Source organism: Nonomuraea turcica, from assembly GCF_030718205.1.
Taxonomy (GTDB): Bacteria; Actinomycetota; Actinomycetes; order Streptosporangiales; family Streptosporangiaceae; genus Nonomuraea.
Genome location: NZ_JAUZQF010000007.1, coordinates 129,251 through 151,336, shown reverse-complemented (window position 1 = coordinate 151,336; position 22,086 = coordinate 129,251). Strand labels below are relative to the sequence as shown.

Annotated in this window: 23 protein-coding genes and 2 pseudogenes; 13 read left to right on the top strand and 12 right to left on the bottom strand. The window is 68.8% G+C overall.

Annotated elements, in window-relative coordinates; genetic code table 11:
- Positions 1-69 precede the first annotated feature (69 nt).
- Positions 70-1,353, bottom strand: a complete 1,284-nt coding sequence (aceA, locus tag Q9G87_RS19775) for an isocitrate lyase (protein ID WP_305917869.1) — start codon at positions 1,351-1,353, stop codon at positions 70-72.
- A gap of 237 nt (positions 1,354-1,590) precedes the next feature.
- Here aceA and Q9G87_RS19770 point away from each other — a divergent pair, with 237 nt between their 5' ends.
- The 3 genes from Q9G87_RS19770 (at position 1,591) to Q9G87_RS19760 (ending at position 5,347) form a co-directional block, all read left to right on the top strand.
- Positions 1,591-3,063 (top strand): helix-turn-helix transcriptional regulator, encoded by a 1,473-nt coding sequence (locus tag Q9G87_RS19770; RefSeq protein WP_305917868.1) that lies wholly within the window; start codon positions 1,591-1,593, stop codon positions 3,061-3,063.
- A gap of 54 nt (positions 3,064-3,117) precedes the next feature.
- Positions 3,118-4,044, top strand: coding sequence for a glucosyl-3-phosphoglycerate synthase (locus tag Q9G87_RS19765; RefSeq protein WP_305917867.1), 927 nt, complete (start codon positions 3,118-3,120; stop codon positions 4,042-4,044).
- A gap of 94 nt (positions 4,045-4,138) precedes the next feature.
- Complete coding sequence (locus Q9G87_RS19760) at positions 4,139-5,347, top strand: acyl-CoA dehydrogenase family protein (RefSeq protein ID WP_305917866.1); 1,209 nt, start codon at positions 4,139-4,141, stop codon at positions 5,345-5,347.
- A gap of 387 nt (positions 5,348-5,734) precedes the next feature.
- Here Q9G87_RS19760 and Q9G87_RS19755 read toward each other — a convergent pair whose 3' ends face one another.
- Positions 5,735-6,769, bottom strand: a complete 1,035-nt coding sequence (locus tag Q9G87_RS19755) for a hypothetical protein (protein WP_305917865.1) — start codon at positions 6,767-6,769, stop codon at positions 5,735-5,737.
- Between the two features lie 121 nt (positions 6,770-6,890).
- Here Q9G87_RS19755 and Q9G87_RS19750 point away from each other — a divergent pair, with 121 nt between their 5' ends.
- Entirely contained in the window at positions 6,891-7,151 is a 261-nt protein-coding gene (locus Q9G87_RS19750) for a hypothetical protein (protein WP_305917864.1), read from the top strand.
- Here the strand turns inward: Q9G87_RS19750 and Q9G87_RS19745 are convergent.
- The 5 genes from Q9G87_RS19745 to Q9G87_RS19725 form a co-directional block, all read right to left on the bottom strand.
- On the bottom strand, positions 7,128-7,973 hold the full coding sequence (locus tag Q9G87_RS19745; RefSeq protein ID WP_305917863.1) for an alpha/beta hydrolase: 846 nt from the start codon (positions 7,971-7,973) through the stop codon (positions 7,128-7,130). The genes Q9G87_RS19750 and Q9G87_RS19745 overlap by 24 nt on opposite strands.
- A gap of 225 nt (positions 7,974-8,198) precedes the next feature.
- Complete coding sequence (locus tag Q9G87_RS19740) at positions 8,199-8,456, bottom strand: hypothetical protein (RefSeq protein WP_305917862.1); 258 nt, start codon at positions 8,454-8,456, stop codon at positions 8,199-8,201.
- A 1,032-nt stretch (positions 8,457-9,488) separates the two neighbouring features.
- On the bottom strand, positions 9,489-11,117 hold the full coding sequence (locus tag Q9G87_RS19735; RefSeq protein ID WP_305917861.1) for a GMC oxidoreductase: 1,629 nt from the start codon (positions 11,115-11,117) through the stop codon (positions 9,489-9,491).
- 22 nt (positions 11,118-11,139) lie between these two features.
- Positions 11,140-11,562: a gluconate 2-dehydrogenase subunit 3 family protein gene (locus Q9G87_RS19730; protein WP_305917860.1), complete on the bottom strand. Its 423-nt coding sequence runs from the start codon at positions 11,560-11,562 to the stop codon at positions 11,140-11,142.
- Between the two features lie 45 nt (positions 11,563-11,607).
- A complete protein-coding gene (locus Q9G87_RS19725) occupies positions 11,608-12,660 on the bottom strand; it encodes a sigma-70 family RNA polymerase sigma factor (protein ID WP_305917859.1) in 1,053 nt (350 codons plus the stop codon).
- 147 nt (positions 12,661-12,807) lie between these two features.
- On the opposite strand from Q9G87_RS19725, the gene Q9G87_RS19720 reads away from it, so the two are divergent.
- The 4 genes from Q9G87_RS19720 to Q9G87_RS19705 all read left to right on the top strand — a co-directional run bounded on the left by Q9G87_RS19720 (position 12,808) and on the right by Q9G87_RS19705 (position 15,059).
- A complete protein-coding gene (locus Q9G87_RS19720) occupies positions 12,808-13,530 on the top strand; it encodes an SDR family NAD(P)-dependent oxidoreductase (RefSeq protein WP_305917858.1) in 723 nt (240 codons plus the stop codon).
- Between the two features lie 34 nt (positions 13,531-13,564).
- A complete protein-coding gene (locus Q9G87_RS19715; RefSeq protein ID WP_305917857.1) occupies positions 13,565-14,296 on the top strand; it encodes an SDR family oxidoreductase in 732 nt (243 codons plus the stop codon).
- 82 nt (positions 14,297-14,378) lie between these two features.
- On the top strand, positions 14,379-14,534 hold the full coding sequence (locus Q9G87_RS19710) for a zinc ribbon-containing protein (RefSeq protein WP_305917856.1): 156 nt from the start codon (positions 14,379-14,381) through the stop codon (positions 14,532-14,534).
- A gap of 171 nt (positions 14,535-14,705) precedes the next feature.
- On the top strand, positions 14,706-15,059 hold the full coding sequence (locus tag Q9G87_RS19705; protein WP_305917855.1) for a YbhB/YbcL family Raf kinase inhibitor-like protein: 354 nt from the start codon (positions 14,706-14,708) through the stop codon (positions 15,057-15,059).
- Between the two features lie 86 nt (positions 15,060-15,145).
- Here Q9G87_RS19705 and Q9G87_RS19700 read toward each other — a convergent pair whose 3' ends face one another.
- The 3 genes and pseudogenes from Q9G87_RS19700 to Q9G87_RS19695 all read right to left on the bottom strand — a co-directional run bounded on the left by Q9G87_RS19700 (position 15,146) and on the right by Q9G87_RS19695 (position 16,416).
- The gene (locus Q9G87_RS19700) at positions 15,146-15,454 is read right to left on the bottom strand and encodes an SMI1/KNR4 family protein (RefSeq protein ID WP_305917854.1); all 309 of its coding nucleotides are present in this window, start codon (positions 15,452-15,454) and stop codon (positions 15,146-15,148) included.
- 28 nt (positions 15,455-15,482) lie between these two features.
- Positions 15,483-15,710, bottom strand: a pseudogene (locus Q9G87_RS60705) (SMI1/KNR4 family protein); the annotation flags it as partial.
- Positions 15,685-16,416 (bottom strand): hypothetical protein, encoded by a 732-nt coding sequence (locus tag Q9G87_RS19695; protein WP_305917853.1) that lies wholly within the window; start codon positions 16,414-16,416, stop codon positions 15,685-15,687. The pseudogene Q9G87_RS60705 and the gene Q9G87_RS19695, both read right to left, overlap by 26 nt.
- A 220-nt stretch (positions 16,417-16,636) precedes the next feature.
- On the opposite strand from Q9G87_RS19695, the gene Q9G87_RS19690 reads away from it, so the two are divergent.
- From Q9G87_RS19690 to Q9G87_RS19670, 5 genes are all read left to right on the top strand, one after another.
- A complete protein-coding gene (locus Q9G87_RS19690) occupies positions 16,637-17,551 on the top strand; it encodes an SDR family NAD(P)-dependent oxidoreductase (protein ID WP_305917852.1) in 915 nt (304 codons plus the stop codon).
- Positions 17,552-17,884: 333 nt separating this feature from the next.
- The gene (locus Q9G87_RS19685; protein ID WP_305917851.1) at positions 17,885-18,418 is read left to right on the top strand and encodes a nuclear transport factor 2 family protein; all 534 of its coding nucleotides are present in this window, start codon (positions 17,885-17,887) and stop codon (positions 18,416-18,418) included.
- Between the two features lie 1,057 nt (positions 18,419-19,475).
- On the top strand, positions 19,476-19,874 hold the full coding sequence (locus tag Q9G87_RS19680) for a MerR family transcriptional regulator (protein ID WP_305917850.1): 399 nt from the start codon (positions 19,476-19,478) through the stop codon (positions 19,872-19,874).
- A 107-nt stretch (positions 19,875-19,981) separates the two neighbouring features.
- A complete protein-coding gene (locus Q9G87_RS19675) occupies positions 19,982-20,821 on the top strand; it encodes a Vgb family protein (RefSeq protein WP_305917849.1) in 840 nt (279 codons plus the stop codon).
- Positions 20,818-20,973 carry a hypothetical protein gene (locus Q9G87_RS19670; protein WP_305917848.1) on the top strand — a complete coding sequence of 52 codons (156 nt, stop codon included), beginning with the start codon at positions 20,818-20,820 and terminating at the stop codon, positions 20,971-20,973. The genes Q9G87_RS19675 and Q9G87_RS19670 overlap by 4 nt, the downstream gene beginning before the upstream one ends.
- Before the next feature lie 35 nt (positions 20,974-21,008).
- Here the strand turns inward: Q9G87_RS19670 and Q9G87_RS19665 are convergent.
- A pseudogene (locus Q9G87_RS19665) lies at positions 21,009-21,670 on the bottom strand (SDR family NAD(P)-dependent oxidoreductase).
- Positions 21,671-21,685: 15 nt separating this feature from the next.
- Positions 21,686-21,928 carry a hypothetical protein gene (locus Q9G87_RS19660; protein ID WP_305917847.1) on the bottom strand — a complete coding sequence of 81 codons (243 nt, stop codon included), beginning with the start codon at positions 21,926-21,928 and terminating at the stop codon, positions 21,686-21,688.
- Positions 21,929-22,086 lie beyond the last annotated feature (158 nt).

The following is a 22,086-nucleotide window of genomic DNA, read 5'->3' as shown; positions in this document are numbered from 1 at the left end:
GGGAAGACTGACGCGGCCGTCGCCGGGGAACCATCCCATGCCCTGGAGGTGGCCGGCGAGATCAGGGGATCAGTGGGTGAACTGCTCCTCTTCCGTCGAGCCCTTGAGGGCGGTGGTCGAGGAGTCGGGCGCCACGGCCGTGCTGACCAGGTCGAAGTAGCCGGTGCCGACCTCGCGCTGGTGCCGCGTCGCGGTGTAGCCGCGCGACTCGGCGGCGAACTCGGCCTCCTGCAGCTCGACGTACGCCGTCATGCCGTCGTTCGCGTACCCCTGGGCGAGGTCGAACATGCCGTGGTTCAGGGAGTGGAACCCGGCGAGGGTGATGAACTGGAACGTGTACCCCATGTGCCCGAGCTCCCGCTGGAACTTGGCGATCGTCGAGTCGTCCAGGTGCTTCTTCCAGTTGAACGAGGGCGAGCAGTTGTAGGCGAGCATCTGGTCCGGGTACTCGGCCTTGATCGCCTCGGCGAACTCGCGCGCCACGTCCAGGTCGGGCGTGCCGGTCTCCATCCAGAGCAGGTCGGAGTACGGCGCGTAGGCCAGGCCGCGCGCGACGCACGCCTGGATGCCGTTCCTGACCCGGTAGAAGCCCTCCGCGGTGCGCTCGCCGGTGGTGAACTGCTGGTCGCGCGGGTCCACGTCACTGGTCAGGAGCGTCGCGGCCTGGGCGTCGGTCCGCGCGACGATCAGTGAAGGGACGCCGCAGACGTCGGCGGCGAGGCGGGCGGCGTTCAGGGTCTTGATGTGCTGGCCGGTCGGGATGAGCACCTTGCCGCCCAGATGGCCGCACTTCTTCTCGGAGGCGAGCTGGTCCTCCCAGTGCACGCCCGCGGCACCGGCCGCGATCATGCCCTTCATGAGCTCGAACGCGTTGAGCACGCCGCCGAACCCGGCTTCGGCGTCGGCCACGATCGGCGCCAGCCAGTGCGGCGCCTCAATGCCTTCCGACCAGGTGATCTGGTCGGCGCGCAGCAGCGCGTTGTTGATGCGGCGCACGACGGCCGGCACGGAGTTGGCCGGGTACAGGCTCTGGTCCGGGTAGGTCTGCCCGCCCAGGTTCGCGTCCGCCGCGACCTGCCAGCCGGACAGGTAGATCGCCTTCAGGCCGGCCTTCACCTGCTGCACGGCCTGGTTGCCGGTCAGCGCGCCGAGGGCGTGGACGTAGTCCTCGGTGTGCAGGAGGTCCCACAGCCGCTCGGCGCCAAGCCGGGCCAGCGTGTGCTCCTCCTGGACGCTGCCGCGCAACCTGATCACGTCTTCGGCGCTGTAGGTGCGCTCGACGCCCTCCCACCGAGGGTCGTTGTCCCACTCGTCCCGCAGCTGCTCAGCAGCTCCCTTGAGGCGATCGTTCATCGTTCACTCCTTTGTCGTCCCCTGGGTGCTTACGCCGAGTCTCATGCCCGGGAGGGCTCGTCCAATAGGCAGAGCGGCTGAGAAGATTCGCGAAAATTCTGAACCTGTCCATTACTGACGGGTATTTGAAGGAGAAGAAATCGCGAGTTTTACCGTTGGCCTAGACCAATCGCGCTGTGGCGGACGATGTGGCGCTGGGGGTAGAAGATGGACCGAATTTCTGTCTAAGATCGGGCCATGGCGTCCTTGCTGGGTGAAGAACCGCTGTCTTTGACGCAAGAGCTGGATCTCATCGCGTTTGGCCAGCGCCTGCGCCACCTGCGCAAACAGCGCGGCATGACCCTGTCCGACCTGGGCTCACGCGTGAGCAGGGCGCCGAGCCAGCTGTCGCTGCTGGAAAACGGCAAGCGCGAGCCCAAGCTGTCGCTGCTCAAGGCTCTGGCCTCCGCGCTCGGCGTGCCCATCGAGGAGCTGCTGCGCCGCCAGCCGCCCAACCGCCGCGCCCAGCTGGAGATCGCCCTGGAGGAGGCGCAGCGCGACCCCGTCTACGCCGGGCTCGGGCTGCCGCGGCTGAAGGTCTCCGCCCGCGTGCCCAACGACGTGCTGGAGCACATCCTCGGGCTCTACGGCGAGCTGCGCGCCCGGCAGGCCCGCGGCACCGCCACCCCCGAGGAGGCCCGGGCGGCCAACGCCGAGCTGCGGCGGCGCCAGCGCGAGGTGGGCAACTACTTCCCCGAGATCGAGGAGGCCGCCGCCAAGGCGCTCGACGCGGTCGGCTACCGCACCGGCGCGTTGTCCCAGAGCACGATCCAGAGTCTGGTGACGCATTTCGGCTACACCGTGCACACCGCGCAGGACCTTCCCCGCTCCGTACGCTCCATCACCGACCTGCGCCACCGCCGCATCTACGTCAAGCACGAGCAGCTCGGCATGCACACCCCGCGCACGATCCTGCTCCAGACGCTCGGCCACCTGGCGCTCGGCCACGACAAGCCCCGCGACTTCGCCGACTTCCTGCGCCAGCGCACCGAGGCCAACTACTTCGCCGCCGCCGTCCTCGTCCCCGAGCGGGCCGCCACGCTCTACCTGCAGGAGGCCAAGAGCGACCGGGCGCTGTCGGTGGAGGACCTCCGGGACGTGTTCGCGGTGTCGTACGAGATGGCCGCGCACCGCTTCACCAACCTCGCCACACACCACCTGGGTCTCGTCTGCCACTTTGTGCGCAATGACGCCGGCGGCACCATCTACAAGGCCTACGAGAACGACGGCATCGAGTTCCCCGCCGACGAGCAGGGCGCCATCGAGGGCCAGCGGATGTGCCTGCAGTGGTCGGGGCGGCAGGTGTTCGCCTCTCCGGACCGGTTCTCCGTCTACTACCAATACTCCGACTCGCCCACCGGGACCTACTTCTGCGTGGCGCACGTGGATCCGTCCCGCGAGCGGGACTTCGCCATCACGCTGGGGGTGCCGTTCAAGGAGTCGCGGTGGTTCCGCGGCCGCGAGACCACCAACCGCACCAAGTCCAACTGCCCGGGCGGCGACTGCTGCCGCCGCCCGCCCACCGAGCTGTCCGAACGCTGGGAGGGGTACGCCTGGCCGTCGGCCCGCGCCAACTCCCACGTCCTGGCCGCGCTGCCGCCCGGGTCGTTCCCCGGCGTTGACGAGGCGGACGTGTATACCTTCCTGGAGCGCCACGCGGGCAGCACATAACTTGCCCCCTGACGGGAATGGGGAGGAGTTGGGGGATTCGGGGGGAGGTGTCGCATGCTTCCAGAAGTATCCGGATGGTTGCGGCGCCGTACTTCGTCTGCCGGGGACTGGCCGGTCCGGGACCTGGTGGCCGCCAAAGGGGACACCACCGTCAGCGTGGTGCTCCCAGCCCGCGACGAACGAGAGACCATCGGCGACATCGTCCGCGTCGTCCGGCGCGAGCTGGACGGGCTCGTAGACGAGATCGTGGTCATCGACTCGCGCTCCTGCGACGACACCGCTCGGGTGGCCGCGCGTGCCGGAGCCCGGGTGCACGCCCAGGACGAGATCCTGCCGGAGCTCGAGCCGCTGGACGGCAAGGGCGAGGCCCTGTGGAAGTCGCTGGCGGTCACCGGCGGTGACGTGCTGGTGTTCGCCGACGCCGACATCAAGGGGTTCCGCGCCTCGCTGATCTGCGGGGTGCTCGGGCCGCTGCTCGCCGACCCCACCGTCGGCTACGTCAAGGGCTGCTACGACCGCCCGTTGAACGGCGCGCCGAACGGCGGCGGCCGCGTCACCGAACTGGTCGCGCGCCCGCTCATCAACCTGCACTGGCCGATGCTGGCCGGCTTCGTGCAGCCGCTGGCCGGCGAGTACGCCGGCCGCCGCTCAGCGCTCGAGCGCGTCCCGTTCCTCACTGGCTACGGCGTCGAACTGGGCCTGCTGATCGACCTGCTCGACCTGGCCGGGCTGGACGCCTTCGCGCAGGTGGACCTGGGGTCACGGGAGCACGCCCCGCAGTCGACCGAGGCGCTCGGCGGCATGGCGTCCCAGATCATGCTGGCCGCCTGGTCCCGCCTGCAACGCCAAGGCAAAATCCAGGCATTTCACGAACCGTCGCTACGCCTGGCCCAGTTCCGGCGCGGCTGTTGCGGTCACGACGTCCTGAACCGCGACGTCCGGATCTCGGAACGCCCACCCATGATCACCCTGCCTGCCTGAATGGTTCAGCAGGCAGGGGGCATTCCAGCCGAGAGTACCGATCGGTAAGGTGTTACCAGCGGTAACGGTGCGGCCGAGGTGAGGAGTGCAGCGCATGAGCGGGTTCTGCCCGGAGCTCAGTGACGACGTGATCGAGGTGCGCGACTGGGTGCACGCGTTCGCCCGCGACGTGATCCGCCCCGCCGGCGCCGAATGGGACGAGCGCGAGGAGACCCCCTGGCCGGTCATCCAGGAAGCCGCCAAGATCGGCCTGTACTCCTTGGACTTCTTCGCCACCCAGTGGTTCGAGGAGAGCGGGCTCGGGCTGCCCGTGGCGTTCGAGGAGATCTTCTGGGGCGACGCGGGCATCGGCCTGTCCATCGTCGGCACCGGCCTGGCCGCCGCCGCCCTGTCCTCGAACGGCACCCCCGAGCAGATGGGGGAGTGGCTCCCGCAGATGTTCGGCTCCGAGAACGACGTCAAGCTGGGCGCCTTCTGCGCCTCCGAGCCCGACGCCGGCTCCGACATCGGCTCGATCCGCACCCGCGCCGTCCACGACCGGGGCGACTGGGTGCTGAACGGAGTCAAGACCTGGGCCACGAACGGCGGCATCGCCGACGTCCACGTGGTCGTCGCCTCCGTCGAGCCGTCCCTCGGCACCCGTGGCCAGGCCTCCTTCGTCATCCCTCCGGGCACGCCGGGCCTGTCCATGGGCCAGAAGTTCCGCAAGCACGGCATCCGCGCCTCCCACACGGCCGAGGTGATCCTGGACGACGTCCGCATCCCCGGCTCCTGCCTGCTCGGCGGCAAGGACCGGCTCGACGCCCGGCTGGCCCGCGTACGCAACGGCGAACGGGCCGGCGAGCAGTCGGCCATGCGGACGTTCGAGACCACCCGTCCGTCGGTCGCCGCCATGGCCGTGGGCATCGCCCGGGCGGCCTTCGAGTACGCCAGGGACTACGCCCGCGAGCGTGAACAGTTCGGCCGCAAGATCGGCGAGAACCAGGCGATCGCCTTCCTCCTCGCCGACATGGCCACCCGCGTGGACGTCGCCCGCTTCCTGACCTGGCGCGCGGCCTGGATGGCCCGCCAGGGCCGGCAGTTCGAGCAGGCGGAGGGGTCGATGTCGAAGCTGGTGGCGGGGGAGACGGCGGTGTGGGTGACGGAGCAGGCGATCCAGATCCTGGGTGGCGCCGGGTATACGAGAGACCATCCGGTGGAGCGTTTCCACCGAGACGCCAAGATCTTCACCATTTTCGAGGGAACATCAGAGATCCAGCGGTTGATCATCGGCCGTGCGGTCACTGGCCTGCAGGTTCGCTGAAAATGTCCGATCTTCGAAGCATGTTTTTGGAGATCCATTAGCGTCCTGTTCCGTCGCTGTTCCGTCAGAGTGAGCGTGCAGTCTCGGAAGAAGATCGTTTGACGTGCCGCCTCTGATTACGGAGAGCGACAATGATCTTCTGGTTCGGAGAAGTGCGACGTACGACCGCTGGGGCAGCGGAGGGCGCGCCGGTTGTAGCCGCCGTCAGGAGCGGGGAGAGGATTCATCGAGCTGTCCTTTGCGGGGACTGCATCCAGGTGGAACGCTCTGCGGCCGTGGGACGACGCTCCAGCAACGCCATCCCACGGCCGCGCCGCTCGCGGGGGCAACCGGGGCGGCTGCCGTGGTCGGGGTTTGCGGGTTCGCAACCACGGCCAGGGGTGGCTTCTACTTCTGGGCGTGCCCATTGACGACACTGAGGCCCGGCGAACCTGATTGCCGGGCGTGCGGCGCGCGAGGAGGCACGGCGAGGCGCCGTTCCATCGCCGTCTCGCACAGGTTCACCGCGGCGAAGAGGTCGGCCATCAGTCGGTCTGGGATCGTGCCGAGCCCGAGCCCGGAAGACTGCACTGCAGAGGTGAGCCTCTGCTGCTCCGTTCCGATGAGCATCGCTCTGCACCCGTCGTGGCCAAGTACCTCCCGGGCTACGTAGCCGTCGGCTGATGCGAGGGCTTCTTTGATGAGGCAGGCGTACGCCGGGCCGAGCCTCATCGGGTCGGCGCAGGAGGTGAGATCGATGACGGCCAGACCGAGGCGGGCGCGGAAGACGGCATGACCGGGCGCTCGCATGCCTGCGAGGTACTGTTCGATCATCAGGCTGACCTCGCGTATTGCGGATTGGCCGGCGGCGAGGCGGCACATCACTGCCAGGCACGCCGCGACCTGCTCCTCCCACGGCTCGGTGAGCGTGCTGTCCTGCAGTACCGCGAGGGCGGCGTCCGCTTCACCCGCAAGGCAGGAGGCCACGATCTTGACCTGTCGTCCGTCGAGCAGGTGCCGGCCGATGCCCTTGTTCTGCTCGGCGTGGGCGACTGCGTCCTTCCATCGGCCCAGGCGCACCAGGGCGCGGGTGCCCTCGGACAGGTAGACGCCCCACAGCCAGCGGCGGAGCTCGCGGTAATCCTCGGAGCTGCCGGTCAAGTCGCTGGTCGGCAGATGCTTGCCCTCGATGACCGCGTCGGTGTTGGACTTGACGGCGTGGTGGAGGGTGTTGAGCAGGCTCCAGGCGGCGGCCGCGTCGTCGGCGCGGATGAGAAGGCGGGCGAGGTTGACGACCGGTTCGAGCATGTGTCTGGCCTGGCGGACGGTCAGGCGGCCGGCGTGGCGGTAGGGGGCTATCTGGCGCCAGCACCATTCGTGCGCCAGGTCGGGCATTCCGCAGTCGCTCACGATCAGCGCTGCCTTGTTGAGCGCCTCGGCCACGAGAGGGAGCGGGTCGTCGGCGTGGTCAGCGTCGCAGGCGAGGCCGCTGACCTCTCCAACGCGCTCGTCGAAGGGCGGGTACGGGGGGTGGGGGCGGTCGACCGGTCAAGTCGAGCGGGCGATGGAGCTCTACGAGCGGTGGCTGTCGCCGGAATCCTTCTCCCGGAGGGATTACGGCTACTTCCTGTCGCTCAAGAGCGAAGCGTTCGTCGCGATGGAACGGCCGGACAGCGCGGCGATGAACGGCCTTGAGGCGTTGGCGTTGGCACGCGAGACGAACTCGGCCCGGACCCATCGGGAGATCTTGAGGCTGGTGGGGAAGTTGCGGCGCTGGCGGCAGCGGGAGAGCGTGCGCGAGCTACGCCACGCTGTCCTTGCTTAGCCAGTCGCTCACGGTACCGATGGTTCGGGCCTGCCGTTCCTGGGTCTGCGGGTCGGCGTATTGAGGATCATCGTGGACTGCGATGCCGTGCTGGGCGCCTTCGATTTCGATGAGACGGGCACTACCTCCGAACTTGTGCACGGCGTCTCGTGAGGACTGCACCGGGATGAACGTATCGCCGGTGCCGTGCACGATCAGCGTGGGTGCCATGACGTTGCCCAGCTCCGTGTGCGGCTGAAGGTAGAACACTTCATTCAGCAGCGCTCGCCCCAGCTTGAACGATGGCGAGTGCGCGACGAACCCTTGCGTGGACAGCTCTCGCCCGGCGTCTTCGTCTATCTGGTCGTCGTGCCAGTACGGCTTGTCGTCCACGAAGCGCCTCTTGTAGTTGAGCAGGGGGTTGATCAACACCAGCCGCCGAACAGCGTCCGCGTAGCGCGAGGCGTAGAGGGCTGAGATGCCGCCGCCGAAACTGGCGCCGATGATGTTCGCCTGTCGGCTCCCGATTTCGGCGCGAATACACTGCGTTGCCGCTCGGATGTCGTTGACGACTCCGGCGAGCGTCAGGTCTTCCTGCCGCCCTTCGCTCTCGCCGTGAGCGCGGAAGTCGAAGCGAAGCGACGGCAGGCCGGCGTCGGCCAAGCCGAGCGCCAGGCGGGCGAAGAAGCCGCCCTCATCACGGGTGACCCCGCCCCCATGCACCAGCACCGTCGCCGACGTGCCCTGTGACACTTCGGGCGTGACCAGGGTGCCGCGAAGGTTGAGCCCATCCAAGGACGTGAAGGTGATCTCATGCGCGTTTGCAGCCACGTGCAGCAGCATACGGACGGCGCTCGCCGTCCCGCGAGTACGAAGATCAGGACAAGGTGAGCGGCAAGTTGTCGGTCTGGAACCGGAGTGGGCGGGCAAGTCCTGACGAAGCAAGGGGCACGGACGCTCCACATGACTCTCCAGCCCTCGGCAACCGTGCCTCAAGCGTGCCGCCATGGGGAACCGGTGAGGTAAGGAGTCTTACCAGAAAGGCGCCCGGTGGTCCGGAGTGAGGTTTTACGCTTTTGAGTTGGTGGGTTGACCGTCGCTGCGGAGGGACACGACGGGAGGCGTGCGGGGAGGAACCTGTTCGCCCTCACGTGCGGCCCACGCTTGCGCCTGCCACACCACGCTGGTGGCGTGTTCCTCCGCGGCCATGGTCATCGCGGTCATGAGGAAGAGGCGCGCGGCAGCGTCGTATCGCACGGTGGGCAGGTTCAGGGTGCCGCTGACCTGCCACGTCTTGCCTTGATCGATAGATACCAGAAGGGTCACCAGAGCCGACTCACCCGGTAGTACGGGCGGGCACGCCGGGGGTCTTTACCCTGATCAGGCGCCGGAGACGACGATCTGCCCGCCGAACGATCACCACGGAGGAACAGGGACGACGACCGGCGAGGGAGCGCCATCCCAGGTCACCCGAATCTCCCGTGGGGTGCTGTGCGCCAGTGACGAGCTGAGCCTTACTTCGGCCGAAGCACCCGGCTCCATCGCCACACCGTCCGGGGCGTGCTCCACACCGGGGCACGGTCGTATCGACCGTCACGCCGGTCACGGTCTCAGCGCCAGCGTTCCAGAGATAGGCGACATTCTCCGACTCGCGCGTCATCTCCCATGCGACCGTCGGCTGCATATCCCGCATTCCCTCGATCTCGGCGACCTGCTCGGCAGCGAATGCCGAGCGTTCCGCCGCGTCCGCGGACCGCGTACCTGCCGCTGCCGACTCTTCAGCGGCGGCCGCCGACCGTCTGGCTTCCACGACAGCTTGTTTCGCCGCCTTGGCACAGCTGCGCTGGTACCTGAGCGAGATCAGAGAAACCGCGAAGGCTGCGAAAGAAAATACGAGAGCGACGACGACCCCGGACCAGGTGGCGAGATCTCCAGTAGCAGCGGCTTCCATGACCGGCTCCTCCCGGGGCTGGCGATTGAGCGTCGCTTAGCATAACGACGACCACGCGGCCATCGGCAGCGGACTGGCGGTGCCTCTGATGGCGGTCCTGGGTTCGGCACGGGACTACGTCGACCACGATGTGGCGGATGGTGGCTTGCGCCAGGGCGCCTCGGGATCGGCAAGCGGGAATTCTCCTGGGCGGGATCGCCGGCCATCTCCGGCCTGCTGTGTGTCCTGGGGACCAGCATCGCCATCCAGGATCTGAGCGCGGTCAACGACAAGGCCATCCCGAGCGCGTTCGAGTGGACCCTCGCCGGTGCCGCGGCCGCCGGCATCCTCGCCGTCGTGGTGGCCATGCCGGTGCTGATCGCCCGTCTGCTGCGCCCCGTCCGCCAGAGCATCTGAGGTGCTCGGCGTCACCACTCGGCGCAGACATGCTCGGCCGCGCGAAACGCCAGGGCCATGATCGTCAGCACGGGATTGACGGCGCCGTTGGTGACGTGCACGGAGGCGTCCATGACATAGAGGTTGTCGTGGCCGTGGACACGACCCCACCGGTCCACGACCGACGTCCGCTCGTCATCGCCCATCCGGCACGTTCCCGACTGGTGCTGACCCGCGTACAGGGCCAGGGGAGCCGGCTGCGTCCACGTCCGCCGCGCGCCCGAGGCGAGCAGCCAGGCGCGGGCCCGGCCGGCAATGTAGGCCGCGGTACGCACGGTCTCCGGATGTGTCGTGCCGGACAGGCGGGCGACAGGGATGCCCCACCGGTCGCGTACGTGGGGGTCGAGTCGCGTCCTCGCGTGCGGGCTGGGGATTTCCTGGACCGGACCGCCCACCCGCATGACGTGGCGGTACTTCTCCCGGATGTACCGCTTGTTCTCCATGCCCCAGCGGGGCAGGTCAGGAGGAAGATTGCCGGCCCAAAAGGCGATCGGCAGCACGGTGAACTCGTCGGCGAGCATCGCCCCGCCGATGACGCCGTCGTTGTGGTGCGCGACGTCGAGTGTCGCCAGCGAGACGCCGGGCCCGAGCCCGTCGTACACGGGCTCCGGCATCTCGCCCAGAGCCCAGGCGTAGGCGTGGCCTTGCACGTGCCGCCCCACCTGATCGTGGTTGTTGCCCAGCCCGTACGGCTCGCGCTGCGTCCGTGAGTTCTGGAGCAGCCGCGCCGTCTCGATCGCACCGGCCGCGCAGACGACGACCTCGGCCTCGACGACGTGGCGTGCCCCTGACCGGTCCACCCAGCGGACGCCGGTGACCCGGCCCGCGGGATCGCATTCGATTCGTTCGGCCACCGCCTCCGGCAGCAGCCGGGCGCGGCCGGTGGCGAGCGCGCGGCGTAGCACCGTGTTGTGCGAGCCGTTCTTCGCCTCCACCCGGCAGGCGAAGCCGACACAGTGCTGGCAGCGGGTGCACGCGGCCCGTCCGGCGTACGGCACCGAGTTGATCAGCAGGGGCACCGGCAGCACCTCCCAGCCGAGGGCGGCCGCGCCCCCGCGCAGGGCTCTGGCCTGCGGGCTCTCCGGAAGCGGGGGCATGGGGTACGGCCTGGCGCGCTTCCAGTGACGGCTGCTCGCCTGGTGGTCGCCGCAGACTCCGATCTCCCACTCGGCCCGTTCGTAGAAGGGTGCGAGGTCGTCGTAGCCGATGGGCCAGTCGGCGAGACTGCTCCCCTCGGGGACGCCGTACGTGCTCGCCATGGCGAAGTCGGCGGGCAGGAACCGCCACGCCTGGGCCCCGTAGAGCCGCGTACCGCCGCCGACCAGCGTGGCGTTGCCGTGGAAACCCGGCTCGTGCGGCCGCACCACATGCTCGCCGCCCGCCGCGTCGACGAAGACCCGCGGGCCGTCCTCGTAGTCCGGGCCGGAGCGGTGGGGATAGCGGGTGAAGCGGTGATTGCGCAGATGGTCGCGACCGATCTGCTCGTACGTGAGGTCGCGGCCGCGTTCCAGCACGACCACCTGCTTGCCGGCCTCGGCGAGGATCGCGGCGGCGACCCCGCCACCCGCGCCCGATCCGATCACGACCGCGTCCGCCCGCATCAGCCGCGTCCCTCTCGCCCGATCAATCGCTCACCTGGAACCCGATCATCCGCCAGGAGACGGCGTCGCGGTTGCCGCCGTTGTCCGGATCGCCGTAGAAGCCCTCCATGACGTGCCCCACCACCGTGTTGACGAACACCACCGGGTCGAACGGCCACGGCGTGCGAGTGTCGCCGGATTCCACGCCCCGCAGCAGCTCCTCGCGACGCTCGTACGAGAGCACGGGGAAACGCGCGCCGTACCTCCCGCGCGCCTCGGCCTCTACGGCGTCGAGGCCCGCCGCATAGTACGCGCGCAGGTCGAACCGCCCCTCCAGATAATCGAGCACACCGGCCTCGGTGCCGCTCGGGTACTCGTCGGCGGGGACGATCGTGTCCACGACCGCGCTCAGCGTCGCGGCCTGCTCAGGGGTCACTCCCCACAACGGGGCGCCGGGCGCTCGCATGTGCCCTCGATCACCTGCCTTTCCGGGACGGATCGTATGACGTTTTCACAGTGCGGCGCGTCCGCCGGGATCGGCACTCAAGCCGCGAAGGCCGGAGTCCTGGTCGAGTGTCCGGGGCAGGCCGAGGTGCGCTGCGATCGTCGTCTCGAAATGCGTGAGCTCGCAGATCCGGTCGCCGGCGAAGCCTGCCACGAGGACCCCCGTGACGCGCAGGGCACCGGTCACTGGGTCGCGGACGTACTCGCCCCACGCAGGCTGGCCGTTCGCCCGGACCGGCACCATCCTGGCGATCCCTCGCCGGTGCGCGTCGATCGCGGTGAAGAACCGGTGGACCGCCTCGGTGCCCCGGTACTCGAAGGGCAGGGGCGGCATCCGCACCCACACGTCATCGGTCATCAACGCGATGAGCGCATCCACGTCGTGCTCGGTGAAGGCCGTGACGAAGCGGTCCACCAGCGCCTGCTCCTCCGGCCCGCCGGCGGGTGGCGGTGACGGCCGCTCGGGGGTGCGGGCCGCGTCCATCGTCGCCCGGGCGCGCTTGAGCGCACTGGTGACGGCGTCCTCGGTCAGCCCGAGCAGCTCGGCGGCCTCGCTCGCCCGGTAGCCGAGCACGTCACGCAGGAGCAACACCGCGCGCTGGTTCGGCGGCAGCAGTTGAACGGCGGTCACGAACGCCAGCGAGATCGCCTCGCGGGACTCGTACCGTGCCTCAGGTCCCGGCGCCTGATCGGGCAGGCCGTCGAGCAGGACATCCGGATACGGCTGCAGCCACAGCACCTCGCCCCTCCTGGAAAGCTCCGGCGGTGGAATCGCGGGCTGCGCAGCCGCCACCCGTCGGCGCCCTGACGTCCGCAGCACGTTGAGGCACCGGTTGGTGACGATGCGAAACAGCCACGTGCGGATGGACGATCGCCCTTCGAACCCGCCCAGGCCGGCCCACGCCGAGAGCAACGCGTCCTGCAGCGCGTCCTCGGCGTCCTGCAACGACCCGAGCATGCGGTAGCAGTGCGCCTGCAGCTCGCCGCGATGTGGCTCGATCAGCGCCGTGAACGCGTCACGGTCACCCTCCCGTGCCCGCTGGAGCAGTTCGGCCGACATGGATCACCTCCGTCGTCATTCTCCGCTCGGTACCGACACCGCCGGCCGCCTGAACTGGTCGCCACGGGCCCGCCCAGTTTCCGCCGGCCCGCAGTGTCTGTCTGTGGTGCAAGCCCGCACCGTCAGAACCGAACGGAGAACCCCACCATGTCGAACACCATCGCGAACAGGACCGTCCTCGTGACCGGCGCCAACCGAGGCCTCGGACGCGCGCTGGTCGATGAGGCCTTGCGCAGAGGCGCCGAGCGGGTCTACGCCGGGATGCGGCAGCCCTCGCCCCATCCCGACGGACGCGTCACCCCACTGATGCTCGACGTGACCGACGGCGCGCAGATCCAGGCGGCCGCCGAACGCGTCGATGCGCTCGACGTCCTGGTCAACAACGCCGGGCTGGCGGCCTACGACGACCTCGGTGACCGGGCGGTGCTGGAGCGGCACTTGGCGGTCAACCTCTTCGGCCCGTACGCCGTCACCCAGGCGTTCCTGCCGCAGTTGACCCGCTCGCGCGGCGCCGTCGCCAACGTGTTGTCGGTCGCGGCCCTCGCATCCCTGCCGCTGACCCCCGCGTACTCGATCTCCAAGGCCGCGGCGTTCTCGCTCACCCAGTCCCTGCGCGCATTGCTCGCTTCGCGGGGTGTCCGGGTGCACGCCGTGCTGGCAGGACCCGTCGACACCGAGATGTCCCGCGGCTTCGACGTACCGAAGGCCGCTCCGGAGTCGGTGGCACAGGCGATCTTCGACGGCGTGGCCGGCGGCGAGGAGGAGATCTTCCCTGACCCCATGTCGGCGTCTCTGGCGCCGAGCTGGCCCGTCGGCGCGGTCAAGGCGCTCGAGCGCGAGAACGCCGCGTTGCTCGAGTCTCCGCGCTGATCACGAACACACAGGAAAAGGAGGACGAAGCATCGTGAGCGACTTGTCGGGTAAGACCACTCTTGTTGTCGGCGCGAGCCGAGGGCTGGGACGCGGGATCGCCGGCGCGATCGCCGACGTCGGCTCCCCGGTGATCGCGCTCAGCCGGTCCGATCACCTTCCCGCCCGTTCGGACATCCGAACCGAGGTCGCGGACGCCGCCGACGCCGCGACGGCCAAGCGTCTCCTCGACCGCTATGAACCGGCCGCCGTCGTCCTGGTGGCCGGCGCCGGCCCGCTCATACGTCCGCTGCACGAGCAGACGTGGGAGACGTTCTCGGTCAACTGGCACGCCGACGTCCAGATCGCGTTCCACTGGTTGCGCGAGGCCCTGCTCCGGCCCTTGAGCCCCGGCAGTCGGGTGGTCGTGGTCAGCAGTGGTGCCGCGCTGGCCGGGTCGCCGCTCAGCGGCGGGTACGCCGGAGCCAAGGCCACTCAGCGTCTGATGACCGCATACGCGCGGGACGAGGCCGAGCGTGCCGGCCTCGGCATCACCTTCACCGCCGTGCTGCCCCGGCTCACGCCGCTGACCGCACTGGGCCGGCCCGCCGTGCAGGCGTACGCGGCGCGTGCCGGCGTGCCCGAAGAGGAGTACGTCCGGGAGCTGGGAGAGCCGCTGACCCCCGAGGGCGCCGGCGCCGCCGTGGCCGAGCTACTGACCGCGGATGCCGCCACCGTGGCCCCGGCCTATCTGCTCTCCGCCGCCGGTCTGCGGCAACTGCCCTGACGCAGCTCGGCGGAGTCGTTACGTGAGGGGCGGCACGGGCAGCGGGGAGTGGAGGTGACATAGGCAGAGAGAAGGAGAAGCCGTGGCGGCACATGCGGGAGAGAAGGCGCAGGAGACCGGCGACTTCCACTGCGCGAAGTGCAGCGAGAAGGTGCATGTGAAGAAAGGGGACAAGATCCCCAAGTGCCCGAACGGGCACACCAGCTTCGAACGACGGACCAAAGAACCACGCAGCTGAGGCCCCATGGGCGTGGTCCGCTCACCCCGCTTGCGGGGGGTGTCGAACTTTGCTCGTGGGGCAGCGGGTGGGCATGGCTGGAATAACGCTGCGCAGCAGCGCATTCAATGATCACGCGATGATCCCGCACGAGTACTCCCACGAAGCCGGCGACGTCTCACCCGCGCTGGAGTGGGCCGACGTCTGGACGAGGCGGCCGAGTTGGTGCTCGTGTGCGAGGACCCCGACGCCCCGGGCGGCACCTTCACCCATTGGCTGGTCGCCGGCATCCCGCCGGACGCCTCCGGTCTGGAAGCGGGTGACGAGCTGAAAGCTTTCCCCGTCGGCCGCAACGACTTCGGCACGCAGGGGTACGGTGGTCCGCACCCGCCGCCCGGCGATGCTCCGCACCGCTACTTCTTCCGCCTTTACGCCATGCCCGCTTCGACCGGACTGGCCGACGGCTCCTCCTCCGCCGAGTTCCGGCGCGCGACCGAGGGGAAGGTGCTTGCCTCGGGCACGCTGGTCGGCACGTACGGCAGGTAGGCCCCCGCAGCGCGGTGAGGCAGGCAGGCATCAGCCGCTCTTGTGTTGGCCTTGCTCTGGAGCCCCTCCGTTGTGGAGAACGCGCTTCAGTAGGTCCAGTCCAGGTCGCCCTCCGGTGCGACGCTGTGAGGCGAGTCACGGAGCGGTTCCCCACGCTCCAGCGCGTGCGCGACGTCTTCGAGGAAGTCCGCGTAGGACGGCCAGGCCCAGCTGCCGGTGAAGGTCAGGCCTTCCTCGTGGAAGAAGCTGCCGACCCGGCCCTTGCCGTCGAGCACCAGGTTGTCGCCGCCGCCGTCCATCGCGAACGGGATGGCGCTGCCGTGCCACCAGAACCCTTCGGGGTCGACGTACCCCTGAGGCTCTTTGGAGCCCGACGGCATCACATCCTCGGACACGTCCGCAGCTGATCTTCCAGTCCCACACGATCTCCTCGACCGGGGTCAGGCGGTAGACGAAGAAGAATGACCCCATGCCGAACTCCGCGCCGTTGTGGCGCAGCAGCGACGCTTTCAGATCATCGGGGAAGGTCACGCCCATCGTGGCCTCGGCCTTGGCGATATCCCTGAGCGTGGTAGGCGGATTGAGCTCCTCATAGGTGCGCGGCGCGTTCTTGGCCAGCCATCGGTCAAGGCGCGTCCAGGCCGCGTTCACGCGGGCGGTGACCTGGCGGTTCGGCCGGCGGACCACGGGCCGCGCTGCTTGGGACGGCACCCCATGCTTTCCATCTCGGGCTCCCGCGTGGGCTCGGGCTCCCGCGTGGGCTCGGGCTCCCGCGTGGGCTCGGGTTCCTGCGCGGCGCGGCCACTGCTGGAGGCGGCGTCTCGACGGGCCGTGGCGGCGCCTCGTCGCCGACACGAAGCATGACCATGACCGTGGTGAGCGCGGCCTTGGTCCGGTGGGCCGGCCTGTAAGGGCGGGGCAATTCGCTGATGTCCCGGGCCTGCCGCAACCCCGACCAGGTGGCGGCGATGACGAGCAACGACGGACCGTAGTACCAGATGAGCCCGGCCACGTCGTACTCCCAGAGCGGTGGCATCGAGGACCCGGCGCGGAGGTTGTCGAGAATCTCGTCGGCCTCGTGAAAGGCCATCTCGGCGAGCAGGACACCCGAAAGCCGCCATGCCGATCCGCAACTGGGCTCGGGCCGAGGGCCGGCGCAGCGCCAGCCAGGCCAGCACCACAGCGTGACCCCGACCGGCAATAAGGACCTGTCACTGATGTCATCGATGATGCGGTGGATCAGCGACATGGGCGGCGGTGGGGCGGCCATGGTGCTGACGCGCCAGCGGGATGGCTCGGGCGGTGACAGCAGGAGGGTGATGACCGTCGCAGGCAGCCAGGCAACGTAGGTGATCACGGCCATTGGCCACCATAAGGAGGGACGCACCGCAGGACCCTTTCGGGTCGTGGGACAGGGCGGGGCAGAGCGCACTGGGGCTCGGGTGGGCCACGTGGCGGCCAGGCGGCTGCTCGTCGACGCGCGATAACCGATGGTTATAACCACAGGTATTGGACCATAAGGTGGTCCACCGGCGAGCATGATGATCGATCCCATTCCCACGAAGCGGAGAGACGTCATGACCGAACAGCCGCAGCCGTCGCGGCGGGCGATCCTCACGACCGGCGCCACGGGCGCGGTGGCGCTGGCCGCCGGCGTCGTTTCCACGGCAGCGCCCGCCTTGGCCAACACCCAGAACCCGCCCGCCCCGTCCACCGGCAGGGCCGACCCCCGAGGGCGCTTCGCCGGCAAGGTGGTGCTCATCACCGGCGCCACGTCGGGCATCGGGCAGGCCACCGCGTACGAGCTGGCCAGGCAGGGAGCGCAGGTGTTCTTCTGCGGGCGGCGTGAGGAGCTCGGCCGCCGCCACGAGCGGGAGATCCAACAGTTCGGCGGTGAGGCAACGTACATGCGGGCCGACGTGTCGAAGGAAGATGACGTGCGGGCGTTCGTGGCCACTTGCGTACGCCGGTACGGGCGCGTCGACATCGCCTTCAACAACGCCGGAATCGAGAGCCCGAAGGCGGCGCCGCTGCACGAGCAGACGCTGAGCGACTTCGAGCAGGTCTGGCGCACGAACGCGGCCGGGGTGTTCCTGGCGATGAAGTACGAGATCCCGCACATGCTCCGGCAGGGCGCCGGGATCATCGTCAACACCGCCTCGATCTCGGCCGAGGTGGGGTTCGCGACGATCTCGCCGTACAACGCGAGCAAGCACGCCGTGGCGTCGTTGACGAAGGTGGCCGCGCTGGAGTACGCCGACAAGAACATCCGGATCAACGCGCTGGCCCCCGGCGCCGTGGACACGCCGATGCTGGAGCGGGCGGCGAAGGCGTTCGGGGTGACGTACGAGCAGATCGCGCAGGACTACCCGATCAAGCGGATCGTACGGCCACAGGAGATGGCAAGGGTGGTGATGTGGCTGGCCTCCGACGACGCGACCGCCGTGCTGGGCACGGACATCGACGCGTCGGGCGGCTACCTCACCGGCTGACACCCGAAGCCGCCGGTACGAGCACCGTCTCGCGAATTCTCTGTCCTGCCTCCAGCGATGCCGCACTGCACGTCAGACGGCATCTGGTGGACAGCCTTTCCTCCGCAGTCGCCAGATCCACTGGAACGGCCCGGATGCGCTGACCGACGGGAAAGGGCGATCGCCCGACCTGCCGCAACGACGACTGACGACTTGCTGAATTCTTCACCGCATCCGTAGTTCCCCATGCGTGAGCGATGGCCGTTCTCGCGGGGAAACTCGTCCCCTGTTTACACCATCTTTCGGTTGCTCTTGCTCTAATACCATCTCATGATCGATAGAGGCGATACCCCGATGACCGATGATCCTTCCACACAGCGTCCCGAAACCGGTTCCCGACGGACCTTGCTCGGGGCCGCCGTCGGCACCCTCGCGGGCGCAGCTGTACTGTCCATTCCATCCCGCGCCTTGGCGAACGACTCCTCCGAGGGCGCCGGTGGTGTGCGGCGCGTGGCCGACCGGGCGATGGACCGCTTCGATCACGGCTGGCGCACCGGCGAATGGGAGCCGTTCCTGGCCATGCTGACGCCGCGCTTCTCCTTCTGGTTCCCCCAAGGCCAATGGCGAGGACACCACGAGGGAGAGGCCGGGCGGCAGGCCGTCGCCGCATGGGCACAGTTCCACGCGGACAATGGCGATCGGGTGTACGGCCGGCGGCGAAACGTCACCACCATGGGCGATCGGGTGCTTTACGAGTACGACTCCCGTGGCGCTTCCACCTCCACGACCGGCTACCTCAACTGGGAGACGATCATCGTCAGCGTGACGGGTGAGCGAATCAGCGCGCTGCACGAGTACTGGGGGAACATTCCCCCGATGGCTGAGTGAGATCCCGATAGGGAACGTCTCGGGCATCGGAGGGAATTGGGCATAGAGCCAGGAGGCGAATTGCAGCGGCTGCATCAACGCATCCTTGAGGACTCCTCAGCACGAGAGAGGCCGAGTACGCGCCGCTGGTGCCTCTCGCGGAGCTGTGACGGCACCAATCGGAGATCGCCAGTCAGAGAGCAGCCTCCTCGAAGTGGCTTTGGAGTGGGAGGGTGTGGCTGGGCAGGTGACCGCGGGCGACGCCGTCCCTGCGGCGTTGATCGAGAATGTCGAGCTGGGTCTGGGCCTGAGATTCGTCGGTACTCGCCTGTGTCTTGTCAGTACGCGCTCGCTCCTCCAGCTCTCCGTGTTTCGTGAGGGCCTCCCTCGCGGCCTCCGCTGACCGTCACCTCGGTCAAGCTCACCGGCCTCACCTGGCGCATCGCGGGCATCGACGCGGCCCAGCACTCCTACGTGGCGGAGTTCCTCACCGCCGACGCCAGTCTGTTCCGTCGCTGTTCCGTCAGAGGATGAAAGGAAGCGCGTGACGCTGCAGAACGACGTCGTGCAAAATACCAGGTCAGCGGCTTGATGGCGCTGTTAGTGCTGGTGGCGGGAGGGATCCCCCAAGACCTACACCATTTTCGAGGGGACGTCGGAGATCCAGCGGTTGATCATCGGCCGCGCCGTCACTGGCCTGCAGGTTCGTTGAAGATGTGGGATGACCGAAGGTCGAGCCGATCTCCCATCCAGATTCCTACGGCTGCCGCTCGTATCGGCTGTGGAACCTCTCCGACACCCCGCCGCACGCCGGACACGCTGCCTGCGACGTGCCCGTTCTGGCCTGGATCCGTACCGACTTACCGGTGCGGAAGATTCGCTCGATTCAGAAACCGGCCAGGTGAGGGAGAAGACTTCCAAAGCTCTGAGACGATCACGCAACGTGATCAACAGGTTCCGGGCCGAGTCCATCTGGAGATCACGGAATCTGTGCCAGACTCCGGATTCTGCAGTGCGCGTTTGCCCTGGTAGAGGGCGGGCTTGCGGTGGAGTGCGCTCCAACTCCTAGCGTGTTCCCATGCCAGCATCGCCACAGCCGAACGATGACGCGGAGACTTTGTCGATCACCGAGGTATCGCGCAGGACCGGCCTGTCCGCGGACACCCTGCGCTACTACGAGAAGGCCGGACTCATCCAACCCGTCCGCCGCAGCCGAGTCGGCGTGCGCCGGTACGCGACGGCCGACATGGAGTGGCTCGCCTTCCTGATGCGCCTGCGCGACACGGGCATGTCGATCGCCGACATGAAGCTGTTCGCCGAACTGCGCCGGGCCGGCGACGAGAGCATCGCCGCCAGGCTGGAACTGCTGAGCGACCATCGCAAGGTCGTTGACCAGCGCCTGCGGAGCTTGCGATCGAGTATGCGCGCACTGGACAAGAAGATCGCCCACTACCGAGCCCTCCTGGGGGAGAAGTGACCGCGGCAACGGATCGGCACCACCAACACCTTCGATCCCTGGGCTGGCCTGGTGGGAGGGGAAGCACGTGTGCCAAGCGCCTGCTCTGCGGATCCGGCGGCGCGCGGGTGAACTTCGTACGGCGTCTCCTGGGCGTGATTCTGCTGGCGGCGACGGTCGGGTGTACGGGCGAGACGAGCCGGACGCCCCGTACGGGCGCCCCGTCGCCCGGTTCGTCGTCCGCTGGCGCCGCACCCGTGGCGATCCACACCGGCTTCTCAGCGCCGACCGGCCTGGCGTTCGCTCCGGATGGGACGCTGTACGTCTCCAACTGGTCGGGCGGGACGGTCGAACGCGTCACCCCGGACGGCGCGCGCTCGACGTTCGCGGAGGTGTCCTCGCCCGCCGGGCTGGCCTTGGACACCGAGGGCAACCTTTACGTCGCCAGCTACTCCGGCGACACCGTCTACCGGATCAGCCCAGCAGGGCGGCGGCAGGAGTTCGCGACGGGGTTTCACACCCCGGCGGGCATCAGCTTCGATTCGCGCGGCAACCTGCTGGTCTGCAACCGGGCCAGCGACGAGATCATGCGGGTCGCCCCCGACGGCACGGTCAGCAGAGTGACCGGTGGGCTCAGCACGCCTGTCGGCGTGGCCGAGGACGCCCAGGGCACGATCTTCGTGGCCAACTACGACGGCGGGATCCTGTCACGCATCGGCCGCGATGGCCGGGTGTCCACGCACTCCGATGACTTCGACGGGCTCGGCGTCGGCCTGGTCATCGGTCGGGACGGCCGCCTGTTCGCCACGGACCGGGCGGCGGGCGCCATCAAACGGGTGGAGCCGGACGGAAGCGCCGTCGCGGTCATGTCCGGCCTCGGCTCGCCCGTCGCGCTCGGTGTGAACGCCGCCGGCGCCGTCTACACGGCGACCTGGGACGACGGTGCCCTCTACCAGGTGCCCGCTTGACCGGCCCCGGCGATCTCCTCGGGTTCGGCGACACGCTCGAGGCCGTCCATGTTCAGCGGGCCAGCCTCGCCTGGTGCATCGGGGACACCTCGCCTCTGGTCGACAATCTTGTACGGCTGGCGCGCGACCTGTTCCGCCCTGCTTCGCAGTAGGTCGGACGTCTCACCGAGTGCGATCCGATCGCCGGTCAGCCGGTCAGGTAGCCGCCCGAGGCGTCGACGTCTGTTCCGACCACCGCGGACGCCTCGTCCGAGGCAAGGAACATGATCACGCGGGCGATCTCGTCGGGATGAACGATCCGTTTGATCGGGTAGCCCTGCGCGATTTCCGCATAGGTGGTCCCGAACGCCTCGGCGGCGCGCCGCAGCATCGGGGTGTCCACCGCTCCCGGCGCCAGAGCGTTGACGCGGATGCCCTTGTCCGCGTATTCCAATGCGGCGACCTTGGTGAGCGAGGCGACGGCGTGCTTGCTGGCGTTATACGGGGCATGGTGGCGAACCCGGCTTCGGCGGAGATCGAGGCCGTGTTGATGATGACGCCGCGACGCTGGCTCAGCATCCGCGGCAGCTCGTACTTCATGGACAAGAAGACGCCCCGGGCGTTGGTGCGCCAGACTGCGTCGAAGTCGCGTACCGACTGCTGGTGCAACGGTGAGGGCCTGGGCGTTTCGATGCCCGCGTTGCTGACGGCGATGTCGATCCGGCCATAGTGGCGCACGCACTCTGTGACCAGCGCTGCGACGTCGGATTCCTCGCGTACGTCGGCCCGGCGGAAGCTCGCCTCTCCGCCGGAGTCGCGGATCTCGCGCTCGTTGCTCCGTCCCAACTCGGTACGCCGGCCACAGAACATCACCCGTGCGCCCTCCTAGGCGAAGGCGTAGGCGGTGGCCTTGCCGATGCCCGAAGTCGCACCGGTGATGAGCACGGTCTTCCCTGCGAACCCGCCGGTGCCGCCGTGGCGCCCGGCTCCGGACGGCGCCGTGTGCGCGGCGGCTTCCCCGCCCGGAAGGGCGGCGGCCATGAGGCCGGCGGCCCCCGCCATCAGGACGTCGCGCCGCGGTGAGGAGAGCGACGGGCGGCGGCGTTCGGCACGTGGATCGAGTGACATGGTCGTCCTCCAGGATGGGTGGCAGCGGGATCGAGAAGGGAGTTCGTGCACGTGGCAGGCGCCCCCGAGAGTAACCGGGGCCCGATTCACCGGAACGCCGGCGCGGCGGCCGCCTGGCCTCGTGATCCCGCGAGATCTAGAAAACCTCCTTCTCCCGG